This window comes from Myxococcales bacterium, assembly GCA_016712525.1.
Lineage (GTDB): Bacteria > Myxococcota_A > Polyangia > Polyangiales > Polyangiaceae > JAAFHV01.
The window spans coordinates 712,430-735,542 of sequence record JADJQX010000006.1; the positions used below are offsets into that span (position 1 = coordinate 712,430).

A 23,113-nucleotide genomic window follows, 5' to 3' on the forward strand; every position below is an offset into this window, starting at 1 on the left:
GACCTCGACACCACGGGTCGGGGCGTGGGCTCAGCCTCGGGAGAACTCGTCGAGCGCCTGCTCGACCTCGTCGAAGGACGCAGCGGGGGCGTCGCCGATGGCGCGCGCGAGGGGGAGCTGCGCGCGACCGCTCTCGACGTAGAAAGGCAGGAGGGCGGGGAGGCGATCCCGCAACAAAAGACCCTGACGACGCAGGGTGGCCGCGTCGCCTCGGCGGATCGGCCCCGTCAGCGCCTCGGGGAAGCCGAGCGCCTCGACGTTCTCGGCCACGCTGCGGAGGAGCGGGCCGAGCATCTTCGGGGCGACCTCGCGCGGCACCCCGGCGACACCGAGCAGCTCCGCGCCGAGCGCCGCGAGCGCGGCCGCGCCGTTCGCCACGAGCCCCGCCGCCGCATGGTAAAGAACCTTGTTCATTTCGGGGAGGGTCCGAGCGCTCATTCCGAGCAGGCGCCCGAGCTCGCGCGCGCGCACCATGGCGCTCTCGTCGCCGTGCACGTGGAGCTGCCCGCGGTCGAGCGATGGCTGGTGATCGAGCGACGCGAACGCGATCATCGGGTGCATCTGCGCGATGCCCGCGCAGACGGGGCGGAGCGGCGCGAGCACGTCGGCCTCTTGGGAGCCCGCGACGTGGACGCACACGGCGCGCTTCGGGACCTTGCCCGAGGCCGCGAGGGCCGCGGCGAGGGGCCCGAGGTCCTTGTCGCGGACCGCCAGCACCACGATGTCCGCGTCGATGCGGGCAGGGAGCCCGTCGCGAGCCGCGCGTAGCGTCACCTTGGCGCCCCGCTCGCGGAGCGCCTTCGCCAGCCCTCGGCCCACCTTCCCCGAGCCCTGGACGTGAACACGGAGCTTGGACTTGCGTGTCGTCGTGCGCATGAGAAAGGCCCTTAGTTTACGGCGCGCCGTTCGCGAACAGGAATCGCACGTCGTCGCACGCGCGAGGCCCCCCGCGCCCCGGGGCACGGGGGCCACCATCTACTTGTAGAGTGCATGCGACTCGGCGTACTCGAGCACCGCGTGTGGCACCAGCGCTTCGAGCCGCACGTCGCGGGGGCCCGCGCCGCGCGCCTCGAGCAGCTCGCGGATCGTCGTGCTCGACACCTCCGGGAGCACCGGCGGAGGCGCGTCGGGGTGCACGACCCCGGAGCGACCGAGCACGAGCGGCGGCGCGAGCGCGACGACGTCGCTCCAGCGGTGCCACTTGTGGGTCTCGAGCAGGATGTCGGCGCCGACGAGCAGGCGAAACGTGTCGTGGGGACGTGCTCGTGCGAGGTGCTCGAGGAGGCGCAGCGTGCGGCTCTCGCCCCCGAGCTCTTCTTCGGCACGCGAGATCTCGACGCCCGGGAGATCTCCCATGGCGAGCTCGCACATGGCGAGGCGCCTTTCGTAGGGCGCGAGGGCCTTCGCGAACGCGTGGCGGTACGTGGGAACGACCAGCACCCGGTCGACGCCTCCGGTCTTTCTGGCCAGCACGCAGGCGAGCACGTGGGCCACGTGGGGCGGGTTGAAGCTGCCCCCGAAGACGGCCACGCTCGCCAAATCTCAGCCCTCTTGGACGCGCATCTTCGCCGCGCGCTGCACCGTGAGCACGTGACGGGCGGTGAGCTTGCCGGCGCCGTCGAAGAGAGAGACCTCGATGTCGTCTTTTTCGTCGTCGATCACCGCGAGGCCGCTGCCGCTCGCGCCCACGAGCCCCGGTGAGATGAACCACCGCGAGCCGATCGGCTTCACGAGCGGCGCGTCCGTCTTGCCGAAGACGATGATGTTCGCGCCGGCGATGTCCTCTTCGTCGAGCGAAGCCTTGTCGTTCACGAGCACGGCGACACGATCGCCGATCATCTCGACGGTGCGCGCGCGGTCGGGCAAGGTCTCGAGGGCCTTCAGCCGGAGGCGCGCGCGCTCGATGGCGACGAACCGGTCGATCTCTTGCGGCGACCCTTTGAGCGCGACGGCGCACGAGCGTGTCCACGCCGCCGCGTCGCTCGGATCGTCTCCCACGAGCTTTCGCGCCCAAGCGGCGACCGCGCGATCGAGCGCGCCGTCCACACCGAGGTACACGGCCCGATGAACCTTGGCACCGTTCAATAGGAACTCCGCCGCGCGACCGAGCGCAGCGACGTCTCCGTCGGCAGGTCCAAGGAGCCCCATTCTCATGCGTATTCGGTCAGTCTTTCGTTCCTTGCCCTGGAAGTAAAGCACGTCGCGTGCCTTCGCCTCCAAGTCGTCGGGTTTCCCGAGGATTCGACGAGGTGCCGACGTGGGACATTTCCGGCGGAGGTCGGACGAATCGGCGATAGGATCACGGCGTGCCCGCGCGACGTCTGAACGGCCCTGCCCGCCCGGTGACCGTGACCCTCGACGGGCGTGAGCTCGTGGCCGAGGAGGGCGAGCCGCTCGCGGCGTCCCTCGTCGCGGCCGGTGCGCTCTCGCTCGCGCGGAGCCCCAAGTTCCACAGGCCGCGCGGGCCGTCGTGTTTCCGATCCGCGTGCGATGGTTGCCTCGCTCGTGTCGACGACGCCCCCAACGTCATGACGTGCCGGGTACGTGCGCGCGCTGGCATGCACGTCACCACGCAGAACTCCCTCGGCTCACGCAAGGTCGACCTCCTCCGCGTCACCGACTGGTTCTTCCCCGAGGGCATGAACCACCACGAGCTCTTCGCGGGAGTGCCCGGCGTGCAGACGGTCATGCAAGCCTTCGCGCGCCGCGTGGCGGGCCTCGGGAGGCTGCCCGGTGGCGAGTCCGGCACACTCCCCGCCGCCTCGCGGCGCCACGAGGACGTGTGCGTCGTCGGGTCCGGGCCCTCTGGAATGGCGACGGCCCTCGCGTTCCTGCGTCGTGGTCGAAAGGTCCGCCTGATCGACGACGGCATCGAGATCGGGGGAGTCGCCGTCGCGTTCGGGCGTGATCGTGGTCCGTTCGGGCCGCTGCTCGCAGAGGTGAACGAGGCGGTCCGCGCAGGTGATCTGACCGTCTCCCTCGAGACCTGCGCGGGCGCGTTTTTCGGCGCCGATCTGCTGGTGGTCGGTGAGCGCGCCGAGGTCGTGACGGCCGACACGTTCGTGCTCGCGGTCGGCGCCCACGACGGCACCTGGGCGTTCGAGGGCAACGACGTGCCCGGCGTGGTGTCGGCGCGTGCCGCGGCGACCATGCTCGCCTCGGGCGTGCTCGTGGGAGACACGATCGTGCTCGCGCGGCCGTTCGGAGGCACCGACCTCGGCGCGTCGTTCGCGGCGCGCGCTCGGGCCGCTGGGGCCGAAGTGCTCGAGCTCGACGAACTCCCCTCCGAGGCCATCGCTTCCGTGGGCTCGTCGGAGGTGTCCGAGGTGGCCGTCATGCGCGACGGGGAGCGAGTCCTCTTCGACGCCGACGCGCTCGTGACCGACTTCCCACCGTGCCCGAGCCACGAGCTCGCCGTGCAGGCGGGCGCCAAGGTGCGCCACGAAGCGCGGGGATACGTGGTGCTGGCCGACGCCGACGGGCGCATCGCCCCGGGGGTCCTCGGTGTCGGCGAGATGGTCGGCACGGAGCTGACGCTCGAGGCCGTGCGCGCCGAGGCCGAACGCGTCGCGGAGTCCTGAGCGCGAGCGCGCCGCGCGGGTGAGGCTCAGCCCGATCGGGTGCCCGTCTCTCGGATCGGTCTGTAGGTGAGTGTGCGCCAGACGTCACGCTCGAACACGTCGAGGCGGTGACGCGGCAAGCTCGGTCCGTAGCGCGCCACGATGGCGGGCACGTCGGTCGAGACGAGGCCGGAGAGGATGAGCAGCCCGTGCGGCGCGAGGCGCGCGACGATCGCGGGGGCGAGCGCGAGGAGCACGTCTCGGAGGATGTTCGCCACGACCACGTCGAACACGCCGTCGGGCCACGACGACGCGAAGGACACCGCGCTCGCGACCCCGTTGTCGTGGGCGGCGCGCGCCGCGACCTCGTTGGCCTGCTCGTCGATCTCGACGCCGTACGCGGTGCCCCCGAGCTTGGCTGCCGCGATGGACAAGATCCCCGTGCCGCTCCCCACGTCGAGCATGCGAAACGGCCCCTTCGGGCAGAACGCGGCGAGGGCCTGGAGGCACGTCCTCGTCGTCTCGTGGGTGCCGTCGCCGAAGGCGTGGCTCGGCCTCATGACGAGCGTGCACAGGGGGCCCCCGTCGCCTCTGTGCGGGGCGCGGACGATACGGAAGCGCGGCGGAACCAGGATCTCCTCGGGTGGGCGACGTTCCATGGCGAGCTGCGGTCGGCGCCCCGTCAGTCGTCCACCAGGGCGCCGAACACGGCGAGCCCACCCGCCACGGCGACCACGTCGAAGACCGCGAGCAGCAAGAGGTAGTCGCGGAGCTCGTCGAACGTGCCTCCGCCGAAGACGAGCGCCGTGCCCGCGACGCTCGAGAGGAGCACGGGCGAAAGGAGCGGGAAGAGCACGGACGCGAGCACGAGATCCCGCGCCGAGGTGCGCACCGTCATGACCCCGAACAGAGTCCCCGTGGCCGACACCCCGAGAGTACCGAGCAGCAAGATCGGCGTGATCTTCGACAGATACTGAAGGAGCTCGACGTGAAACAGCAGGGCCACGACCGGCACGACGAGCGCCTCGACCGCGAGCAGCAAGAAGAACACGCCGAGCCCTTTGCCCACGAAGATCGCCGGCCTCGACACGGGCGAGACCAGGAGCCCCGTGAGCGCGCTCTCTTCCCGCTCCCGCTGCCAGGTCCGCCCCAGCGCGAGCACGCTGGCGAAGGCGATGGGGAGCCAAATCGCCCCGGGCGCGATGCGCACCTGCGTCTTCGGCCCAGTGCTGAAGGCGATGCTCGCCATGACCGTGACGAGGATCGCGAAGAACCCTCCGGTCGTCACGATCTCGCGGGTGCGGAGCTCGATCGCCAAGTCTTTTCGCAGGATGGCGAGTGCGCTCGCGAAGAAGCCTGGGATCTCACGCTTCGGAAGGACCACGGGGGCCCGTGTGTACCATGCACACGAGCCCCCGGCGAGGTCGCTTCGTACTCGGGCCTCAGAGCGCCTCGGACGGCTCCTCGGCGTTGGCGCGCGCGCGGATGGTGCGGGCGAGGGTCTTTCGTTGGGCCTCGGAGAGCACGGGGAGGACCTTGTCGGCCACGGTGAAGGCGGCGTCTTCCTTGGCCTTCGCGCGGGCCGCGAGCGGACCTTCGGGGCCGACCGCCTTCGGGTCGAACGCCGGTTTTTTGAAGGCCTCGAGGAACGCCTTGCCGCGCCGGCCGTGTCCCTCGTGCGCCCCGCGCCCGTGCTCGCGTGCGTCCTCGAACGCGGCTCGAAACGCCTCTTTCACGGTGTCCCGTTGTTCGGACGTGAGGTCGAGCTCTTTGGCGAGCGTGAGGAGCGGGTGCCTCTCGCGGTGCGCCTCCATCTTGGCCTTCCCTCGCGCCTCGAGGGCGTCCGCGAACGCTACCCGCTGCCCGTCGTCGAGCAGGCCGTGCAACGTCGCGAGGGCGGCCTCGTCGGCGGGGCGGCCCGCGTCCACCTTGGCGAGCGCGGCGTCGAGCTTCTGACGGAGCGCGGCCTTGTCGATGGATCCGCGCTCGATCTGGTCGGCGATGTCGAGCATGACGGCGCGAAGCTCGGTTCGGAGCGGCGCGTGGCGGGCCTCGGCTTCTTGCGCGAGCTTCTCGATCTCGGCGCGTTGGTCGGGCCTCAGATCGACGTCCCCGAGGGCGTCTCCGGCGAGCTTTACGAAGCCGTGCGTGCCCTTGCCGACGGGCGCGCGGCTCGTGGCCTGGGCCGTCTGGGCCGTGGGGGCGGCGCTGCCGCTGCATCCGGTCACGGCGAGCGAGAGGGGGAGCGCGCACGAGACCATGAGCGACGTGGAGAGGGCGAAACGGGAGAAGAGCTTCATCGAACGAGACCTCCGGTACCGACACCCTGCGCTCGAGGCGGCTCCGCCGCACGCGGCCGAGGGGTAAAGTCGGGTAAAGCGCCCGGGCCGCGAGCGATCCTCCGATCGCCACGACCGTGGGCCGTTGCCCCGTGTTCACAGGTGGGCCTCGCGGTGACGGTGTGTGTGCGGCATTTCTCGACGAAATTGGCGCCATGGCTCCGGCACGATGGCTGCATAATGCGGACGTCACGGCGTGGCTCGAGGGAGGGCTCCGCCGGAAACGCCGCGCGGCTCGGCCCGCGGCCCTCGGAGGTCTTTCATGTCGATGTCGGCAGCTCGTCGTGCGGTGGGTCTCGGTCTCGTAGTCGCTTCGTTGGCGCTCCCAGGGCTGGCTTCTGCGGCCGATCCCGCCAAGGCCGGGCCCGACCAGCTCACCCTCCAGGACGGAACCGTCGTCACGGGCACGTTCTCCGAGTTCATCCCGAACAACCGCGTGACGGTGCTCGTGAACGGCGAGAGCAAGACGTACCAGTGGAGCTTCATGCGCAAGGCCACCCACGACGGGAAGGTCGTCGCGGAGAACCAGCCGGCGGCGGCGCTCCCGCCCCCCGTGGTCGTCGTGCAGCCGCAACCGCAGCAGCAGGTCGTCGTGGTGCAGGGGCAGACCGGCGCGCAGGCGGCTCCGCAGGCCGCGCTCGAAGAGTCGGTGCTCGTGCACATGGAAGGCGACAGCGATGCGGTCCTCGAGATGCAGGACCGCAAGGAGACGAACGCGTTCTCCCCGGTCTGCAACTCGCCCTGCAACAAGGTGCTTCCGCTCGACCGCATGTACCGCATCACGGGCGACGGGATGAAGGACTCGCGCCCGTTCAAGCTCTCCGGCTCGGCCGGTCAGGCCGTGAGCCTGGACGTGAACCCCGGGCGGAGGGGCGCGTTCGCGGGCGGTATCGTGATGACCGTGCTCGGTCCGCTCACGCTGCTCACGGGCTCGCTCGTGTACCTCGTGGGCGCCGCGCAGAGCAGCCTCGTCTACTCGTCGTCGTCGGGCTTCAGCACATCCGGGGACGGCAGCGGCCTCAAGGTCACCGGCGGTATCCTCATGATCGCGGGCGCGGCCCTCACGGCCGTGGGCATCCCGCTCATCGTGTCGAACGCACGCACCAAGGTCACGCAAGACGTGTCGAGCCCCGTCCGCAAAGACGGGTTCCTCCGCACGCCGACCTTCCGCAACGCGGCGAACGACGTCCCCATGCCGGCCACCAGCGAATTCACGGTCTTCGCGCGCTCGTTCTGAGGCGCCGCGCACGTCTGTGCAAAATACACGTGAGGCCCGCGCCGGCGAGTGACCGGGCGGGCCTCCGTCGTCTTCGGGTGTGGCTCAGAGCGCCTTGACGAACGCACCGGTGAACGGCGCGGCCGAAGCGTACGAGGCCTTGAGGTCGCCCATGACCTTGTCCTCGACGAGGCCGCCGACCATCATGATCTTCACGTCCACGCGGATGCGCGCGTAGCGTTTGATCTTCTTCTCGCCGATGCTCTCGCACCAGATCTCGCCCTCGGTCTTGGTCTTGTCGGCCATGGTGCTGGGCGTGATGGTGAAGGTGTAGCGGCCCGTCTTTTTGTCGTACGTGCCGACCTCGGTGTAGCTGAAGCTGTCGCCGATGAGCTTCTTCACGGGCCCGGGCAGGTTGCCGACGGGCGGATCGAGGTGCACGCGGCGGGTGGTCTTGTCGCCGTCGGTCTTGGTCTCGAGGAGCTTCCAGCCGGGGAACTTGAGCTGCTCGAGGTAGAGCCTGCGGTTGTACTCCGGATCGAAGTGGCACTTCGTCCAGTAGGTCTCCTCGGTGCACTCGAACTCGTCGACGATGGTGGTCTCGGCCATGGCTCCTCCATACTCGAAAAAGGCGACGGGCGGCCACCCGAAGGCGACCGCCCGCTCGACCCGCGGCGAACCGCAGGGTGACTTACTTCTTCGCCGGCTTGGCGGCGGGCTTCTCGGCCTTCTTCGCGGCGGGCTTGGCCGGAGCGGCCTTGGCGCGCTTGGCGGCGGCCTTGTAGTGGTCGTAGAGGCGGGGGACGGGCCACGCCTCGAGGCGCGCCTTGAAGCCGGCGTCCTTCGTGCGCTTCTCGGTCTCGAGGATCGCGGTCACGAGCTTCTCGCGCGTGCCGAACTTCTCTTTGACCTCGGTGAAGACGGCGTGGAGGCGGAGGAGCTTCGCGTTCGAGACGTGGGCGAGGCCCTTGTCGGCGTTGGTGCGGCCGAGCCAGAGGCTCTCACCGGTGAGCTTCTCGAGGGCGGCCACGAGCTTCTCTTTGTCGCCGAACTTCTCTTTGACGGTCGCGAGGGGGCTTTTCATGGGATCTCCGGGGTGCGCAAGGTAACTTGCGCGGCAAATGAGGGCCTGTCCTCTAGCCCAGCAGGGTGTGGGTCGCAAGGCCGAAGAGTCGTGTAAGGTCGGCCGCGGTGCGCGCGTTTTCGGGCTCGAGGCGCGCACGGGACGCCTCGTCTTTCGCTTTTTCTCGTAGTCCCGTCGAAAGGAAGACCATGCGCACGCACACATGGATGGCCGTCTTGGGGGCGCTCGTCGCGTTCCAGAGCGGCTGCGGAATGGCCGCCGCCGAGGCGAGGCCGACCCGATCGGCGCCCGCCGCGCGACCTCGGGGGGACGTCGCACTCGCCGGGTCGATGCCCGCACCCGCAGAAGAGTCCGACCAGCGCGTGGCCGGCAACGCCGAGGCTCCCCAAGGTGCCCCGGTACCTCCGCCGCCCCCACCTCCGCCGCCCTCCCCCGAGACGAAGGCCCCCGGCGCCGACAAGAAGGCCGAAGTGGCGGCCGCCCCCGGCGCGCGTGACGCGTCGATGATCGTCTACACGGCCACGCTCACGATGGCCGTCTACCAGGTGCAGCCGAACCTCACGGCCGTCGAGCGCATCGCCAAAGAGAAGGGCGGCTTCTTGGCCATCCGAGGCGACAACCGCATCACGGTTCGGGTGCCGCGCGAGCGCTTCGAGGACGCCCTCGGCGCCATCGAGAAGGTCGGCGACGTGCTCCACCGCGACGTCACCGCCGAGGACGTGACCGACCAGTACACGGACCTCGAGATCCGCATCAAAAACGCGCGAGCCATGCAGACGCGCTTGAAGCAGCTCCTCGAGAAGGCCGCGGTGAAAGAGGCCCTCGACATCGAGAAGGAGCTCGCCCGCGTGACCGAGGAGCTCGAGCTCATGGAGGGGAAGCTCAAGCTCCTGAAAGACAAGATCGCCTACTCGACGATCACCGTGGTGTTCGAGGGGCGCGGCGCCGCGCTCTCGGGGGCGCAGAAGGTCCGCCTCCCGTTCCCGTGGCTGGGTCAGCTCGGGCTCGTGAACCTGCTGCGACTCGAGGAGGAGAAGCCATGAGAGCCTTGCACTTCGTATGGATCTTGGCGCTCGCCCTCTCGGCGGCCGCGTGTGGCAGGCCCTTCAAGGTGGCGACGGCCCCGGGGTTCGTCGAGCTCGAGGGGCAGGGGAACGAGGGGTACGCCTATCGAGCCACGAGCCCCGAGGGCGTGGTCGTCGCGGTGCGTGTCATGGAAGACGAGGACCGCGCCGACGTGGGGTTCTGGACCAAGTCGATCGTCCTCCAGATGCGCGACGTCTCGGGCTACGCGCTCGTGCGTACGGTCGACGTGACCTCACGGGACGGTACGCCCGGCAAGCGCCTCGAGCTCGCCCACGACGAGGACGGAAAGCCCTACATTTACTGGGTCACCGTCTACACGGCGCAGGGCAAGCTCTTCATCGTGGAGGCCGGCGCGCCGAAGGATCTCTTCGAGCGGAGCCAGGCCTCGGTCGAGTGGACGATGAAGAGCGTCAAGGTGAAGTGCGACACGATCGTCTCGCCCGTGCTCGCGTCCCGCACCTGCAACCGCTGGTGAAATCATGGGAGGTGGGGCGGCGAGCGCTACGTCGTCCCACCGAGCCTGTCCCGCCGACCCTGTATAAAGTCTCGACAACCTTTTCTTGGGTGCTAGAGGTTTCATCATGAGCCTCACACACGCGGAACGGGTCGAAGGCGGTCTCTTGGGGCTCCTCGTGGGCGACGCCCTCGGTGTCCCGTACGAGTTTCATCGGCCGGAGAATCTGCCGCCCCGCGAGGCGCTCGAGATGGTGCCTCCACAGGGCTTTCCTCGCGCCCACCGCGGCGTGCCGGCCGGCACCTGGTCCGACGACGGGGCCCTCGCGCTCGCGCTCCTCGACTCGCTCCTCACGTGCGGCGCGCTCGACCTCGACGATTTCGCGCGGCGTATGCTCGCCTGGTTCGAGGAGGGCGCGTACACCGCGGACGGGCGCGTGTTCGACGTCGGCGTGCAGACGTCGCGGGCCTTCCGCGCCATCTTGGGTGGCGCGAGCCCCGAGGTCTCGGGCCCCTCCGCCGAGCGCGAGAACGGCAACGGGTCGCTCATGCGCGTGCTGCCCCTCGCGCTCTTCCACGACGGGCCCCTCGAGGAGCTCGTCACGTTGGCCGAGCGTCAGAGCCTGCCCACGCACGGTCATTGGCGCTCTCGTGTGTCGTGCGCGTTCTACTGCGTCTGGGCGAGGCACGAGCTCTCGGGCCACACGGACGGCTTCGCGCGTGCGGCCGCCGACCTTCGCCGCATGTACGCCGACTCGGCGGAGCGCCTCGAGGTGCTCGAATTTCACCTCCGTCCGGAGGACGAGAGCCCCGGGGGAGGGAGCGGGTACGTGATCGACACCCTCCGATCCTCGCGTGACGTCCTCCGCGAGCCGTCGTTCGAGGCCGTGGTCAAGGCGGCCGTGGCGCTCGGGCACGACACGGACACCACCGCGTGCGTGGCCGGGGGGATCGCGGGCATCCGTCACGGCGTGCAAGGCATACCGGCACGGTTTCGTGAGGCCCTCGCGGGCGAGCGCGTCTATAGGCCCCTCCTCGACCGCCTGCTCGCCCGGGTACGCGCGACCTAGGCCTCGGTTTCGTCCGAACGTTTACCGGCGTGCGGCGCTCTGTTAGGGATGCGCCCGATGGGAAAGCCCCGCGTCCGTTTCGCTCCGTCTCCAACCGGCTACCTCCACATCGGAGGCGTGCGCACCGCGCTCTTCAACTGGCTCTGGGCCCGTAAGACGGGCGGCGCGTTCGTCCTGCGCATCGAGGACACGGATCAGGAGCGCTCCACGCCCGCGAGCCGCCAGGTCATCCTCGACTCGCTCCGCTGGCTCGGGATCGACTGGGACGAGGGGCCCGAGGTGGGCGGCGCGCACGGCCCGTACACCCAAATGGAGAGGCTTGCACTCTACAAGGAGTACGCGGAGCGGCTCATCGCCGAGGGCAAGGCCTTCCGGTGCTACAAAACCCGTGAAGAGCTCGAGGCCGCGCGAAACGCCCTCAAAGAGAAGGACCCGAAGGCCGAGTTCCGCTACCCGCGCGAGTGGCGCGATCAGCCCGAGCGGCCCGGCGAGAAGTACGTCGTGCGGTTGAAGGTCCCCTCGGAGGGCAGCGTCACGTACGTCGACAAGGTCTTCGGCGAGGTCACGACCCCGAACTCCGCCCAGCAAGATTTCGTGCTGCTCCGGTCGGACGGGGTGCCCCTCTACAACTTCGGCGCCGTGGTCGACGACGTCACCATGGGCATCACGCTCGTGGCGCGCGGGCGCGATCACATGGTGAACACGCCCCCGCAGATCCTGCTCTACGAGGCGCTCGGCAAGGCCCCGCCCGAGTTCGCGCACCTCCCGATGATGCTGAACCAGAAGGGCGCGAAGCTCTCGAAGCGCGACGGCGCGGTGGGCGTCTTCGAGTACCGCGACAAGGGCTACACGCCCGACGCGGTGCTGAACTACCTCGTGCGCTTCGGCTGGTCGCACGGCGATCAAGAGGTGTTCTCCAAGGCGCAGCTCGTCGAGGCGTTCGACTGGGAGCACTGCGGGCGCCCCGACGGAAAGTTCGACGACAAGAAGTTCCTCGCGATCTCGCACGAGCACCTGAAGAGCCCCGCGCTCACGTCCGACGAGGCCTACGTCGACGGGGTCCGCCCGTTCCTCGTCGCTCGGGGGCTCGTCCCGGACGCCGCGGTCGTCGCGAAGGCCCTCGGCATGATCCGCGAGCGCGCGCGCACGTTCCTCGAGGCCGCCGAGGCCATGGACTACTTCTTCCGCGAGGCGCCCGTGATGGACGAGAAGGCCTCGACGAAGCTGCTCGTCAAAGAGGCCGAGCCCGTGCTTCGAGGGCTCGCGAGCGCGATCGAGGCCGTCTCGCCTTTCGACAAGGTGGCCATCGAGGCGGCGATGCAGGCCTTCCTCACGGAGAAGGGCCTCGAGATCAAGAACGTCGCCCAGCCGGCGCGGGTCGCCCTCACGGGTCGCTCGGCGAGCCCGGGGCTCTACGAGGTGATGGAGCTGCTCGGCAAGAAGGCCTCCGTGGCGCGCCTCGTGGCCGGGGCCGACATCTGCAAGAGCCGCGCGTGACCCCGAGCCCGGGAGAGCGCCGCGCGTGTTGACCTTCCTCGAGCCCATCGTCGCGAAGCCCGGGAATCCGTTCTCGGCCTTCCTCGAGTCGGCCAAGCCGTTCTTGCCGATCCCCATCTTGAGCGCGCTCATGCCGCTCATGTGGCTCTTCTTCCGGGACACGTGGCGCGAGCTCGACGAGGACGCCCACAGGCACCGCGGGGAGCTGCTCGCCCGCGGAAAAACCGACTATCGCCCGTTCGTGGCGCTCGTCATGTGCGCGCTCATCCTGACGATGCAGGAGTACTACGGGGGCCGCTCGGCGTACCTCCTCTACGCGCGCCCCGTCCTCGAGAAGTACGACGCGGCCCACGCCGGCGCCCTCTCGTTCCACAAGTACGACGACCTCTACGGGTACACGTGGTGGGCCGTCACGCGCATCACGGGGTACGTGCTCGTCCCGTTCCCGGTGTGGAAGGCCCTCTACCCGAAGGACTCGCTCCTCGACTTCGGCCTCCGCACGAAGGGCTTCTTCTCGCACGCGTGGATCTACGTGCTCTTCTTGGCGGTGGTGCTGCCCGCGATGCTCGTCGTCGCGAACCAGCCTGATTTCGGCGCGTACTACCCGTTTTACAAGGGGTCCTCGCGGAGCTGGTACGACTTCCTCGTCTGGGAAAGTATGTACTTTGCACAGTTCTTCGCGCTCGAGATGTTCTTTCGCGGGTTCTGGCTCGGCGCGCTCCGGAGGAGCCTCGGCTCGGGCGCCATCTTCGCGATGGCCGTGCCCTACTGCATGATCCACTACGGCAAGCCCTACCTCGAGGCGGTGGGCGCGGTGGTCGCGGGCATCGCGCTCGGTTCGCTCTCGATGCGCACGAAGAGCATCTACCAAGGGTTCCTCGTGCACATCACGGTGGCGGCCCTCATGGACTGGCTCTCGCTCGCGCACCGGCACGCGCTGCCCACGCAGCTCATCGCGCCTTGATGCTGTAAGTGCCCGAAGGGATTGATGAATGTTCGGCCGGAGCGCGCGCCGTCGAGGCGTGGCGTTGCCAGGAATGTTCGAGCTTCGGCGCGTGTGGAGTAAAGAGGAGCCGCTTTGGACTACCGAGTGCTCGTCGTCGCCGTCGCGTTCGTCCTCATCCTCGTGTGGAGGATGCGCCCAGCTTTGTCCGAGGAGGAGGCCGAGCCGGCCGTGCGTGGCCTCGAGGCCGCGAAGGACGACGCTGCCCGCATCACGATCCTGATCGAGGCCGGGGAGGGGTACGCGCGCGCGCTCGGTGGTGGGCGTAAGGCGGCCGCGTGCTTCTCGCGCGCGCTCCGGCTCTCGCCCACGTCGCTCGAGGTCGCGAAGCGCGCCTCGGAGGCCCTCGCCCGTAGCCCACGCGAGCTCGAGGCCCTCGCGTGGCGGAGGCTCGGCGCCGAGCCGCTCGGCCCGGAGCACCGCGCCGTCGCCTACCACCTGCTCGGGGAGCTCGTGCGCATCTACGAGAAGAAGGCGCGGACACGGCCCAAGGCGCGCGCCATCGAGCACCTGCTCGCGGCCCTCCCGAAGGCGCCGACCGAGCCCGCGGAGCCGGCGTGAAGTTGCGCAAGGGCGCCGATTCCGGCACGCTTTCGTTCATGCACCGGCTGCGCGCGCTACGCACGGCGTTCTTCGTCTCGGCATGCCTCGTCGTGCCGGCCGTCGCCTCGGCCGACATCTACCAGTTCACCGACGCGAACGGCGTCGTCCACTTCACGACCCGGCCCGACCCGAAGGCGAAGCTCTATCTGAAGAGCACGGCCAACAACGCCACGTCGCCGCGCCCGGGCGTGACCCCGTTCGCCCCCCAAGACAAGGACCTCTCGCGCTACACGCGCTTCGACGAGTGGATCCGGCAGGCGGCGACGCTCTACCAAATCCCCGAGCCGCTCGTTCGCGCGGTCATCAAGGTCGAGAGCGACTACGACCCGCGCGCGGTGAGCTACGCCGGCGCGCGTGGGCTCATGCAGCTCATGCCCGACACGGCCGATCGCCTGCAGGTCCGCGACATCAACGACCCGCGCGAGAACATCTTCGGAGGCGTGCGGTACCTGCGCATCCTCGCGAACACGTTCAACGGCGATCTCTCGCTCACCGTGGCCGCCTACAACGCGGGCGAAGAGGCCGTGATGCGCCACCAGGGGATCCCGCCCTACCAGCAGACGCGCGAGTACGTGGTGAAGGTCACCAAGTACTACCGGCGTTACCGCGCCACGCCCGACGCGGTCGAAGCGAGCATCGGCCCGCTCGACTGAGCCTGCGCGCGCGGGGCGATCGCGAGCCGCTCGAGGTGGTGCGCGCGCGTGCGTCCGTGCGCGTGCGCGACGATGCGCGCGTCGTCGCCCGAGGAAACGTGCCGGGAATTTTGGCCCATGTAGGTGCGATACTTACACTCGGGTCGTGATGAAAACGAGCCGTCTCGCCGCGTTCGCCCTCGTCCTCGCACCGCTCGCCCACGCGGGCTCGGCCCTCGCCAAGCCGCCGCCCGTGGAGCTCTTGCACAAAGCCGAGGCGGGCTCGATGCCCAAAGGGGCGGCGCTGTCGCCCGACGGCAGCACCGTGTACGTGACGAACTTCGGCCAGAAGGACAAGAACAACGTCACGATCCTCGACGCGCAGACCCTCAAGAACAAGGGGCGCATCGACCTGCCCGGCAACGTGGTCGAGAGCGTGCTCTCGGCCGACGGGAAGACGCTCTACGTCTCGAACTTCGGGCGGAGCTCGGTCGCCTTCGTCGACGTCGCCTCGAAGCGCATCACGCACGAGGTGAAGACCGACACGCACCCGAAGATCCTCGTGCTCTCGCCCGACGGCAAAAACCTCTTCGTCGCGAACTGGGCGAGCCACTCGGTGACGCAGATCGACACGGGCTCGGCGACGGTGGTCCGCACGCTGCAGACCGGGCAGCAGCCCCGCGGCATGGCCATGAGCCGCGCGGGCGTGCTCTACGTGGCGAACTTCAACGGTGCGAGCATCGACGTGTTCAAAGGGCACGATCTCTCGCAGCGCACGCGCGTGAAGGCGTGCACGATCCCGCGCCACCTCGCGCTCTCGCCCGACGAGAAGACCCTCTACGTCTCGTGTTACATGGCGAGCCAGGTCCACGCGTACGACGTGGCCACGATGGACGTGACCCACAAGGTCGGCGTGGGGAGCGCGCCGAAGAGCCTCGAAGTGTCGCGCGACGGGCGCTACGTGTACACGGCCGACTATGGCGTCGAGACGAACAGCGTCTCGGTGGTCGACACGCGCGACTACTCGGCGCGGACGTTCACGATCCCCGGGATGCAGCGCGGGAGCGGCGTGGCCGTGGCCCCCGACGGGCGGCACGCCTACGTCACCGGGTGGCTCGACGGGCACGTGTACATGGTGGGCCTCAAGCCCGAGCCCCACGCGCCCGTGGTGGCCAAGGTCGAGTCGAAGAAGGACGAGGAGACGCCGAAGGCAGAAGCTCCGAAGGCGCCATCGGCCGAGGAGAAGCCCGTGCAGAAGGTCGCTCACGTGGTGCGCGAGGCGAGAGCTCCGCGGAAGCCCGCGCCGCGCAAGTAGTCGCGCGTATCAGCGCGCGTAGAGCCGGACGCCCGAGGCCGCGGCCCTGCACATGCGCAGGGTCTCGTCGAAGTCGGGGTGGCGGACGACGAGCTGACCGTCGGCGACTTGGCTCTGCGTCCAGTCGCGGCGAGGCTCGCCGGGCCGGAGGAGCTTCTCTTCGACGACGCAGGGCCCGCACGCGCGCAGCCACTCGGCGAGGCCCTCGATCTTGTGGATCGTGCCGTGGCCGTGGGCTCGCTTGTAGACTACACCCACCGAGTACTTCTTGGGCGTGCGCGCCTCGAAGTGGCCCCAGCACACGACCCTCGCCCACTCGCGGTAGAGGTCGATGTCGCAGGAGTAGTTCATGAGGTCGACGAGACCGGCGCCGCCGGGGCGACACGCGACCTCGCCGAAGACGGCCTCGCCGCGCGGGGTGGAGAACCACTCCATGTGCGAAAATCCGGAGTCCATGCCGAGGGCGGTGAGCACCGCGCGGCCGAGCTCGATGCCCGGCGTGACGCGCGGGTGGGAGAGGTCGCGGTGCGTGATCGCCGCGGGGCTTATCCACTCGTGATTTCGCGCGTCGAGCGGCTTCGGCACGTACGAGATGACGTTCTCGAAGACGGGCTTCCCCGCGAGCGTCACGGTGTCGTAGGTGAGCTCGTCGCCCTCGACGAACTCCTCGCAGATGGCCTCGACGAGGTGGCCGATGCGCGGCAGCACGGCCTCGACGTCCGCGCGGGAGTCGAGCCGGTAGGTGTCGGCCGAGCCCGCGCCCGCGATGGGCTTCACGATCATGGGGAAGCCGATCTCCTCGACGGCGGCCCAGACGTCACGGGCGGTGCGCGCGCGCCGCGACTTGGGGACCCGCAGGCCCGCCGCGCGCACACGCTCCTTCATCAGCTCCTTGTCGCGGAAGCCTCGGGCCGTGTCGACTGACATGCCCGGCACGCCCCACCGTTCGCGGAGGCGTGCGGCGAGCATCACCAAGGGCTCCCAGTTCGTCAGCACGCGGTCGATCGTCTTGCCTCGGAGCCACCCCGAGACGCGCTCCATGACGTCGCCCTCGTCGAGGATGCGCGGCACCTGCAGGTACGCCGAGAGGTCGCGCCGCACGGTCGAGGGGAGCGCGTCTTTGTGGGTGTCCCCCACGCCGAGCACCTCCACGCCGACCTCGGCGAGACCGCGTGTAAAATGCACCATTTCGGCGGGGTAGCTCGGAGACAAGAAGACGACGCGCACCTGCCCTGGGTAGCATGCGCGCGTCGGCCAGGCGAAGCCCTTCGCCCGAGGGAACGAGGGGCTCGCGAGGTCGTGTCCCGGGTGCGCCGGCGGCACGGCGCGTGATCGGGCCGTCGAGGTCCTTCGGCGCGGGCCGGACGCGCTCCGCCTGGCCCCCAAAGCCGAGCTCCTTCTTCGGCACGATCGGGGCGCCTGGCCCCCGTGTGGGGGCCGCACGCACCCGCGCCGCTCCGAGGTGCGGAATTCCCGCACGCTTTCGTTGAACCCCGAGGGCGTTTTCGGGTAACGAAGGCGCGCCCAGGACGTGCCCAGGGCCAGAGTGGAGGTCTCGTGGAACCAACGAAGGCGACCGCACCGTCCGAGAGTGCAGGACATACGGCCGAGCAGGCCCCCGAAGGCGCGTGGACGACCGAGGACGCGAACGACCTCTACCTCATCGACAGGTGGGGCTCGGGGTACTTCGACATCGGCGCCGACGGCCACATGCGCGTCGCTCCGCTGAAGGAGCGCGGCAGCAAGATCTCCATCTACGACGTGGTCCAGGCCGCGATCAAAGAGGAAAACCTCCGGACGCCGATGCTCATCCGGTTCCAGGACATCCTGCACCACCGGGTGAAGACCTTGAACGACGCGTTCAACGCGGCCGTCCAGGAGGAGCGTTACCGCGGGACGTACCGCGGCGTGTTCCCCATCAAGGTGAACCAGCTCCGCGAAGTGGTCATGGAGATCATGGACGCGGGCCTCAAGTACCACTACGGCATCGAGGTCGGCTCGAAGCCCGAGATGTTCGCGGCGCTGTCCGTGCACACGGACAACGAGTCGCTCATCGTCTGCAACGGCTACAAAGACGACGCCTACATCCGCACGGCGCTCCTCGGGCGAAAGCTCGGCAAGAAGGTCATCCTCATCGCCGAGAAGCTCTCCGAGGTGCGCGCCATCTGCCGCCTCGCGAAGGACCTCAACGTCGAGCCGATGATCGGCCTCCGCGTGCGCCTCATGACCCGCGGCGCGGGCAAGTGGGCCGAGTCGGGCGGCGAGAGCGCCAAGTTCGGCCTCTCCACCATGGAGATCCTCCAGGCCGCCGACATCATGAAAGAGGCCGGGATGTCGAGCGCGTTCAAGCTCGTACATTTCCACATCGGGTCTCAGGTCCCCGACATCCTCATCATCAAGCGCGCCGTGCGCGAGGCGGCCCGTCACTACGCGAAGCTGCGCCGCGCGGGCTACCCGATCGAGTACCTGGACGTCGGTGGTGGCCTCGCGATCGACTACGACGGCTCGCGCAGCACGTTCCACTCGTCCATGAACTACACGGTGGAGGAGTACGCGCGCGACGTGGTGCACGCCATCGCCGACGTGTGCGACGAGGAGCGCGTGCCGCACCCGCACATCGTGAGCGAGTCGGGGCGCGCCGTGGTCGCGCACCACAGCGTGCTCGTCGTCGAGGCGTTCGGCGCCATCGAGAAGACGGTGGAGCACAAATACGAGCTCGGCGTCGACGACCACAAGCTCGTGAAATCACTCGTGGATACGCTCCAGAACCTCTCGACGCAGAACCTCGGCGAGAGCTGGCACGACTGCATCTCGGTGAAGGAGCAGGCGCAGACCTCGTTCGAGCTCGGCATCCTCGATCTGCCGGTGAAGGCGCGCGTCGAGGAGCTCTTCTGGGAGGTGGCCGAGCGCATCCACATCATGTCGACGTCCCTCGAGGAGACCGAGGTCCCGGACGGCTTCGACGATCTGAAGAACCAGCTCGCGGACCAGTACATCTGCAACTTCTCGGTGTTCCAGTCGCTCCTCGATCACTGGGCCCTCGGCGCGATGTTCCCCATCGTGCCCATCCACAGGCTCGACGAGCGCCCCGTGCAGGCCGCGACCCTGGTCGACATCACGTGCGACTCGGACGGCAAGGTGTCGAAGTTCATCGACCTGAACGACACGCGCGACACCCTCGCGCTCCATCAGGTCACCGAGGGGCAGCCCTACTACCTCGGCATCTTCCTCACCGGCGCCTACCAAGACATCATGGGCGATCTCCACAACCTCTTCGGGCGCGTGAACGAGGTCCACGTGTTCCTCGATGACGACGAGGAGGCCGGCTACTACATCGAGGAGACCATCGAGGGGAACACGGTCGCCGACGTCCTCCAGATGACCCAGTACGACGCGCGAGATCTCGCGCAGAAGCTGAAGGCCCAGGTCGACGCGGCGATCAAACAAGACCGCCTGAAGCCGACCGAGGGCATGCGCCTGCTCGCCGACTACGAGCGCGGGCTCAAGGACCAGACGTACCTCGCGTTCTGATCCCACGGCTTGCGCAAGCTCGCGCCCGAGGCTCGCGTGCCCCGCGACCTCGGGCTGCGTCATTTTGGTGACGGACGTGCGGCGGTGTGTGTGCGAGCCGCAACGATACGGAAACACCGAGGTTTTCGCGTTGCCGCTCGGCCTTACGGGAGATAACCCGCGCCCGTCGCATGGTTCGTCCCGCCTTCGCCGGCCTCGTGGTCGTGTGTGCCGCCGCGCTTTCGGTGGCCTGCGACGTGTCGTCACGTGACCCGCGCGAGGACGAGATCGTGGCGACGCTCGCCCGCGCCGACGAGAGTCTCATCCGGACGCGACCGCGGCTCGCCGAAGGGAAGCTCGCGCGCATGGCGGGGTCCCCGTACGACTTCTTTCGTGGGTCGGTGCCGCTCTACGCCCACGACTCGCGCGCGGGCACGCGGGCCTTTTCTTCTCGGTTCGGGGTGACCGTGCCGCTCGTGCCGAGCCTCGGGGACCCTCACCCGGAGAACTTCGGCGTGCTCCGCGCCTCCGACGGCTCGCTCGGCTTCGAGCCCAACGACTTCGACGCGGCCGATCGTGGCCCGTACTTGTGGGACGTACGCAGGCTCTCGGCGGGGCTCGCCCTCGCCGCGATGGTCGCGAACCCGGACGATCCGAGCGCCCGGGCCGCGACTACGGCGGCTCGTAGGGAGGTCGCGCTCGCGGGGGTGCTCGCGTACCGCGAGGGCGTCACGGCGCGGGCGCGTGGCGAGGAGCTCGGGCGCTACGTCGACTTCTCTTCGCCGATCCTCGCCGATCTCGCGAGCCGCGCCGACCGCGACGCAGGACGAAGCCGTGAGCTCGTCGATCTCACGACCCTCGAAGGGGGCGCGCGCAAGCTGCGTCGGGGCGGTGTCGACCCCGAAGATCCGCAGAGCGTGCACGGCGAGCTGCCCAAGGTGGCGCTCGAGGCGCTCCCCGACTGCCTCGAGCGCGCGCGCCGCACCCTCGTCGCGCCCCCGCCCCCCGAGTTTTTTGGGGTGCTCGACGCCGTGCGGGAGTACGGCTCGGGTGTCGCGAGCTTCGCGCGCGTGCGTGCGCTGGTGCTCGTGCGCGGCCCATCGGACGATCCGAACGACGACGTGATCGTCGAGGTGAAGGAGCTCGTCGACTCGGGGCTCGCGGGCCAGTACCCGCCGTACGTCTACGCCGACAGCGTGGGTCGGCGCATCGTCGAGACCTCGCGCCTCGCGTGGGCGAGGCCCGACGCCGAGCCCTTGTGGGGCACGTCCACGTGGCTCGGGCTCACCGTGCAGATGCGCCGCGAGACCGAAGGTCAGAAGGGGGTGCGTGTCGAGCGAATGATCGGCGCGCGCGGCACCAAAGACGCCCTCGTCGCGCTCGCGAGGGCGACCGGTACGGTGCTCGCACGCGTCCACACCCAAGGCCCGGAAGGTGTCGCGAACGCGCGCGCGCTCTACCGCGCCATGTCCGCCGACCTCGACGGATTCGTGAACGAGCTCGCGGACTTCGGAGACGCCTACGCGGCCTCGACCTTGGCCGATCACGCCCACTTCGTTCGTGGGCTCCGCACCCACGGCATGCGCCTCGGCGTCCCCTTCGATCCCATCGACGCGCCCTCTCCCGATCTCGCTGCGCTCTTCGGGAACCCGCCTGCTCCTCCTCCTCTGCCCGAGCTCCCATGACCCTCCGAGCCACCGTCGCCGCACCGTTCGTCCTCGCCGTCGCGCTCGCGTCGAGCCTCGCTCGAGCCCAGGAGCCTGCCCCGACCCCGCCGACGAGCCCCAGCCCGGCCGCCGCCGCGCCCGAGGTCCCCGCGCCACCACCGGCTGCCGCTCCGCCTCCGCAGGTGTCCACCGTGTCGCCCGCGGCCGAGGGGGGACGGGCCGAGGCTCGGGGCGTCACGGTCGCCGAGGGGCCGCGCCTCCCGGCCGTGCTCTTCGCGCACGTCGAGGTCCCCGTCGGCCACGCCGCGCCCCCCACCGAATCCGCGACGCGTGGAGAAGGTCCGCTCCGGGTCGGCCTCGAGGTGTTCGGCCAGTACGCCCTACGAAACACGACCGGGACCGACGGCAACACGACGTTCTTCCACGCGTTCGACCTCCCCCGTGCGCACGCCGCCATCGAAGCCGAGCACGCCGGGGCGAAAGGCCGCGTGGTGCTCGAGGCCACGCGCTCGGCGGCGGAGGGCTCCCTCATCGGGGTCACCGGCGACAGCCTCGTCCTCCGGGTGCGAGAGGCGTACGCCGCGTACAAGGCGTTCGGCATGCTCGACGTGTCGGCCGGCGTGGTGCCGACGCTCACCGTCCCGAACCTCGACGGGACCTGGATGATGCGGCCCGTGGCTCCCTCGGTCCTCGAGGCGAGCGGGCTGCTCTCCCCGGCCGATCTGGGCGGGCGGGCGCGCCTCGAAATTCCTAAAGGATACGGATGGTTGGCCGTGGCCGCGTACAACGGTGAGGGCTACACGAGCCGCGAGCTCAATCGCGGGAAGAACATCGAAGGCGCCCTCGAGGTGCATCCGTTGCCCGGCACGGCGCTCGCGCCTCTCGGCGTGTTCGCCTCGTTCACCGGAGGCTCGACCGGCACCGTGCGCGCTCGCGCGAACCGCCTCGTCGGCGGGCTCGTGTGGCAGGGATCGCGGGTCCGTGCGGGGGCCATCGTCGCCCACGCGTGGGGCCTCAGGGATCTCGGGACGGCCCGCGCCCTCGTGCTCTCGGCGTTCGTTCGGGTGGAGCCCGTCGATCGGCTCTACCTCGCCGCGCGCTTCGATCACGTCGCGCGCGATCTCGAAGGGGCGCCGTCGAGCTCGGTCAGCACCGTGCTCGGGTCCGTCGGCTATCGGATCGCCTCTCCGCTCGAGGCCTTCGTGGCCGTCTCTCGGAACGTGCCCACGCGCCGCGCCGAGGACGAGCTCCCAGGCTCGGACTTCTGGGATTTGCGTGTCGTGAGCCGCGTCGTCTTCTGAAAGGAACACCCCATGCGTCGTCTCTTGTTGCTCTCGTCCGTCGTGCTCGCCGTCGCCGTCTACGCGTGCTCCGAGGCTACCGATGGCACGGTCCCCCCGGGGTCGGCCGAGGCCGGATCTCCGACCGGGACGCCCACCGGAAGCCCCACGGGCACCCCCACCGGGCAGCCCGGGGCGGACTCCGGGCCCACGTTCGACGCGGGCTCGAACGTCACGGCGTCGAACCTGCTCATCAACGAGGTCTCGGGTGGCGACGAGTGGATCGAGCTCGTGAACTCGGGCACGACGGCCCAAGACCTTGCAGGCTACAAGGTCGCCGATCGCGACAAGGACACGGGCGAGCCCAAGCTCGCAGAGGCGGTGACGTTTCCGGCGAACACCGTGCTCTCTCCTCGCTCGTACGCGATCGTCCGCGGGGGAGGCAGCGGCGACGCGGGGAAGCCGTGCCCGGACGGAGGCCAGAGCTACTGCTTCAACGCCGAGTTCGGCATCTCGAACAAAAACGGCGAGACGCTGTTCCTCATCGCTCCCGATGGCGGCACGGCGGGCAAGGTCGTCTATCCGCCGGACGCGTCGACGGGCGACCTCGCGTACGCGCGGATCCCGAGCGGTGATCCCGCAGGCGAGTTCAAGACCGTGAAGGCCACGCCGGGCGCCGCGAACGTGCCCTGACGGTCGGCACGGCGGTGGCGAGCGTGATTTTCGCCTATTTCGGCTTCGGGGCGGGCTCCGGTCGGGGCTCGGCCCGAACGCGTTTACGACGCGTCCGATCCCAGC

Annotated in this window: 23 protein-coding genes; 14 read left to right on the forward strand and 9 right to left on the reverse strand. The window is 69.5% G+C overall.

Annotation, left to right across the window (positions count from 1 at the left end):
• Positions 1–30: 30 nt before the first annotated feature.
• The 3 genes from IPK71_14915 to IPK71_14925 all read right to left on the reverse strand — a co-directional run bounded on the left by IPK71_14915 (position 31) and on the right by IPK71_14925 (position 2,154).
• Positions 31–876, reverse strand: coding sequence for a DUF2520 domain-containing protein (locus IPK71_14915; protein ID MBK8215028.1), 846 nt, complete (start codon positions 874–876; stop codon positions 31–33).
• A gap of 99 nt (positions 877–975) precedes the next feature.
• Positions 976–1,539 (reverse strand): nicotinate-nicotinamide nucleotide adenylyltransferase, encoded by a 564-nt coding sequence (locus IPK71_14920; GenBank protein ID MBK8215029.1) that lies wholly within the window; start codon positions 1,537–1,539, stop codon positions 976–978.
• Positions 1,540–1,542: 3 nt separating this feature from the next.
• Positions 1,543–2,154 carry a hypothetical protein gene (locus tag IPK71_14925; GenBank protein MBK8215030.1) on the reverse strand — a complete coding sequence of 204 codons (612 nt, stop codon included), beginning with the start codon at positions 2,152–2,154 and terminating at the stop codon, positions 1,543–1,545.
• Between the two features lie 152 nt (positions 2,155–2,306).
• Between IPK71_14925 and IPK71_14930 the strand changes: the two genes are divergently transcribed.
• Positions 2,307–3,581 (forward strand): (2Fe-2S)-binding protein, encoded by a 1,275-nt coding sequence (locus tag IPK71_14930; protein ID MBK8215031.1) that lies wholly within the window; start codon positions 2,307–2,309, stop codon positions 3,579–3,581.
• A gap of 26 nt (positions 3,582–3,607) precedes the next feature.
• Here IPK71_14930 and IPK71_14935 read toward each other — a convergent pair whose 3' ends face one another.
• Genes IPK71_14935 through IPK71_14945 form a run of 3 tightly spaced genes read right to left on the reverse strand, consistent with a single transcriptional unit; the run spans position 3,608 to position 5,860 of the window.
• Positions 3,608–4,219, reverse strand: coding sequence for a 50S ribosomal protein L11 methyltransferase (locus IPK71_14935; GenBank protein MBK8215032.1), 612 nt, complete (start codon positions 4,217–4,219; stop codon positions 3,608–3,610).
• Positions 4,220–4,242: 23 nt separating this feature from the next.
• Positions 4,243–4,944, reverse strand: a complete 702-nt coding sequence (locus IPK71_14940; protein ID MBK8215033.1) for a heme exporter protein CcmB — start codon at positions 4,942–4,944, stop codon at positions 4,243–4,245.
• A 58-nt stretch (positions 4,945–5,002) separates the two neighbouring features.
• Positions 5,003–5,860: a hypothetical protein gene (locus tag IPK71_14945; GenBank protein ID MBK8215034.1), complete on the reverse strand. Its 858-nt coding sequence runs from the start codon at positions 5,858–5,860 to the stop codon at positions 5,003–5,005.
• Between the two features lie 301 nt (positions 5,861–6,161).
• Between IPK71_14945 and IPK71_14950 the strand changes: the two genes are divergently transcribed.
• Positions 6,162–7,136 (forward strand): hypothetical protein, encoded by a 975-nt coding sequence (locus tag IPK71_14950; protein MBK8215035.1) that lies wholly within the window; start codon positions 6,162–6,164, stop codon positions 7,134–7,136.
• A gap of 84 nt (positions 7,137–7,220) precedes the next feature.
• Here the strand turns inward: IPK71_14950 and IPK71_14955 are convergent, their stop codons facing one another.
• Entirely contained in the window at positions 7,221–7,724 is a 504-nt protein-coding gene (locus tag IPK71_14955; GenBank protein MBK8215036.1) for a DUF2505 family protein, read from the reverse strand.
• A gap of 82 nt (positions 7,725–7,806) precedes the next feature.
• Complete coding sequence (locus IPK71_14960; GenBank protein MBK8215037.1) at positions 7,807–8,199, reverse strand: hypothetical protein; 393 nt, start codon at positions 8,197–8,199, stop codon at positions 7,807–7,809.
• Between the two features lie 188 nt (positions 8,200–8,387).
• Between IPK71_14960 and IPK71_14965 the strand changes: the two genes are divergently transcribed.
• The 8 genes from IPK71_14965 (at position 8,388) to IPK71_15000 (ending at position 15,858) form a co-directional block, all read left to right on the forward strand.
• Positions 8,388–9,242: a DUF4349 domain-containing protein gene (locus tag IPK71_14965; protein MBK8215038.1), complete on the forward strand. Its 855-nt coding sequence runs from the start codon at positions 8,388–8,390 to the stop codon at positions 9,240–9,242.
• Positions 9,239–9,760, forward strand: a complete 522-nt coding sequence (locus IPK71_14970) for a serine/threonine protein kinase (protein MBK8215039.1) — start codon at positions 9,239–9,241, stop codon at positions 9,758–9,760. The genes IPK71_14965 and IPK71_14970 overlap by 4 nt, the downstream gene beginning before the upstream one ends.
• 106 nt (positions 9,761–9,866) lie before the next feature.
• A complete protein-coding gene (locus tag IPK71_14975) occupies positions 9,867–10,808 on the forward strand; it encodes an ADP-ribosylglycohydrolase family protein (GenBank protein MBK8215040.1) in 942 nt (313 codons plus the stop codon).
• A 57-nt stretch (positions 10,809–10,865) separates the two neighbouring features.
• Entirely contained in the window at positions 10,866–12,305 is a 1,440-nt protein-coding gene (locus tag IPK71_14980) for a glutamate--tRNA ligase (protein ID MBK8215041.1), read from the forward strand.
• 130 nt (positions 12,306–12,435) lie between these two features.
• Positions 12,436–13,269: a CPBP family intramembrane metalloprotease gene (locus tag IPK71_14985; GenBank protein MBK8215042.1), complete on the forward strand. Its 834-nt coding sequence runs from the start codon at positions 12,436–12,438 to the stop codon at positions 13,267–13,269.
• Between the two features lie 114 nt (positions 13,270–13,383).
• On the forward strand, positions 13,384–13,869 hold the full coding sequence (locus tag IPK71_14990) for a hypothetical protein (GenBank protein ID MBK8215043.1): 486 nt from the start codon (positions 13,384–13,386) through the stop codon (positions 13,867–13,869).
• Between the two features lie 38 nt (positions 13,870–13,907).
• Complete coding sequence (locus IPK71_14995) at positions 13,908–14,564, forward strand: lytic transglycosylase domain-containing protein (GenBank protein MBK8215044.1); 657 nt, start codon at positions 13,908–13,910, stop codon at positions 14,562–14,564.
• Between the two features lie 148 nt (positions 14,565–14,712).
• Positions 14,713–15,858, forward strand: a complete 1,146-nt coding sequence (locus tag IPK71_15000) for a YncE family protein (GenBank protein ID MBK8215045.1) — start codon at positions 14,713–14,715, stop codon at positions 15,856–15,858.
• 9 nt (positions 15,859–15,867) lie between these two features.
• Here the strand turns inward: IPK71_15000 and IPK71_15005 are convergent, their stop codons facing one another.
• Positions 15,868–17,085, reverse strand: coding sequence for an ATP-grasp domain-containing protein (locus IPK71_15005; GenBank protein MBK8215046.1), 1,218 nt, complete (start codon positions 17,083–17,085; stop codon positions 15,868–15,870).
• A 330-nt stretch (positions 17,086–17,415) separates the two neighbouring features.
• On the opposite strand from IPK71_15005, the gene speA reads away from it, so the two are divergent.
• The 4 genes from speA (at position 17,416) to IPK71_15025 (ending at position 23,008) form a co-directional block, all read left to right on the forward strand.
• Positions 17,416–19,389 (forward strand): biosynthetic arginine decarboxylase, encoded by a 1,974-nt coding sequence (speA, locus tag IPK71_15010; GenBank protein ID MBK8215047.1) that lies wholly within the window; start codon positions 17,416–17,418, stop codon positions 19,387–19,389.
• A gap of 170 nt (positions 19,390–19,559) precedes the next feature.
• Positions 19,560–21,053 (forward strand): DUF2252 family protein, encoded by a 1,494-nt coding sequence (locus IPK71_15015; protein MBK8215048.1) that lies wholly within the window; start codon positions 19,560–19,562, stop codon positions 21,051–21,053.
• The gene (locus IPK71_15020; protein ID MBK8215049.1) at positions 21,050–22,336 is read left to right on the forward strand and encodes a hypothetical protein; all 1,287 of its coding nucleotides are present in this window, start codon (positions 21,050–21,052) and stop codon (positions 22,334–22,336) included. Before IPK71_15015 ends, IPK71_15020 begins: the two co-directional genes overlap by 4 nt.
• 12 nt (positions 22,337–22,348) lie before the next feature.
• Entirely contained in the window at positions 22,349–23,008 is a 660-nt protein-coding gene (locus IPK71_15025) for a lamin tail domain-containing protein (GenBank protein ID MBK8215050.1), read from the forward strand.
• Positions 23,009–23,113 lie beyond the last annotated feature (105 nt).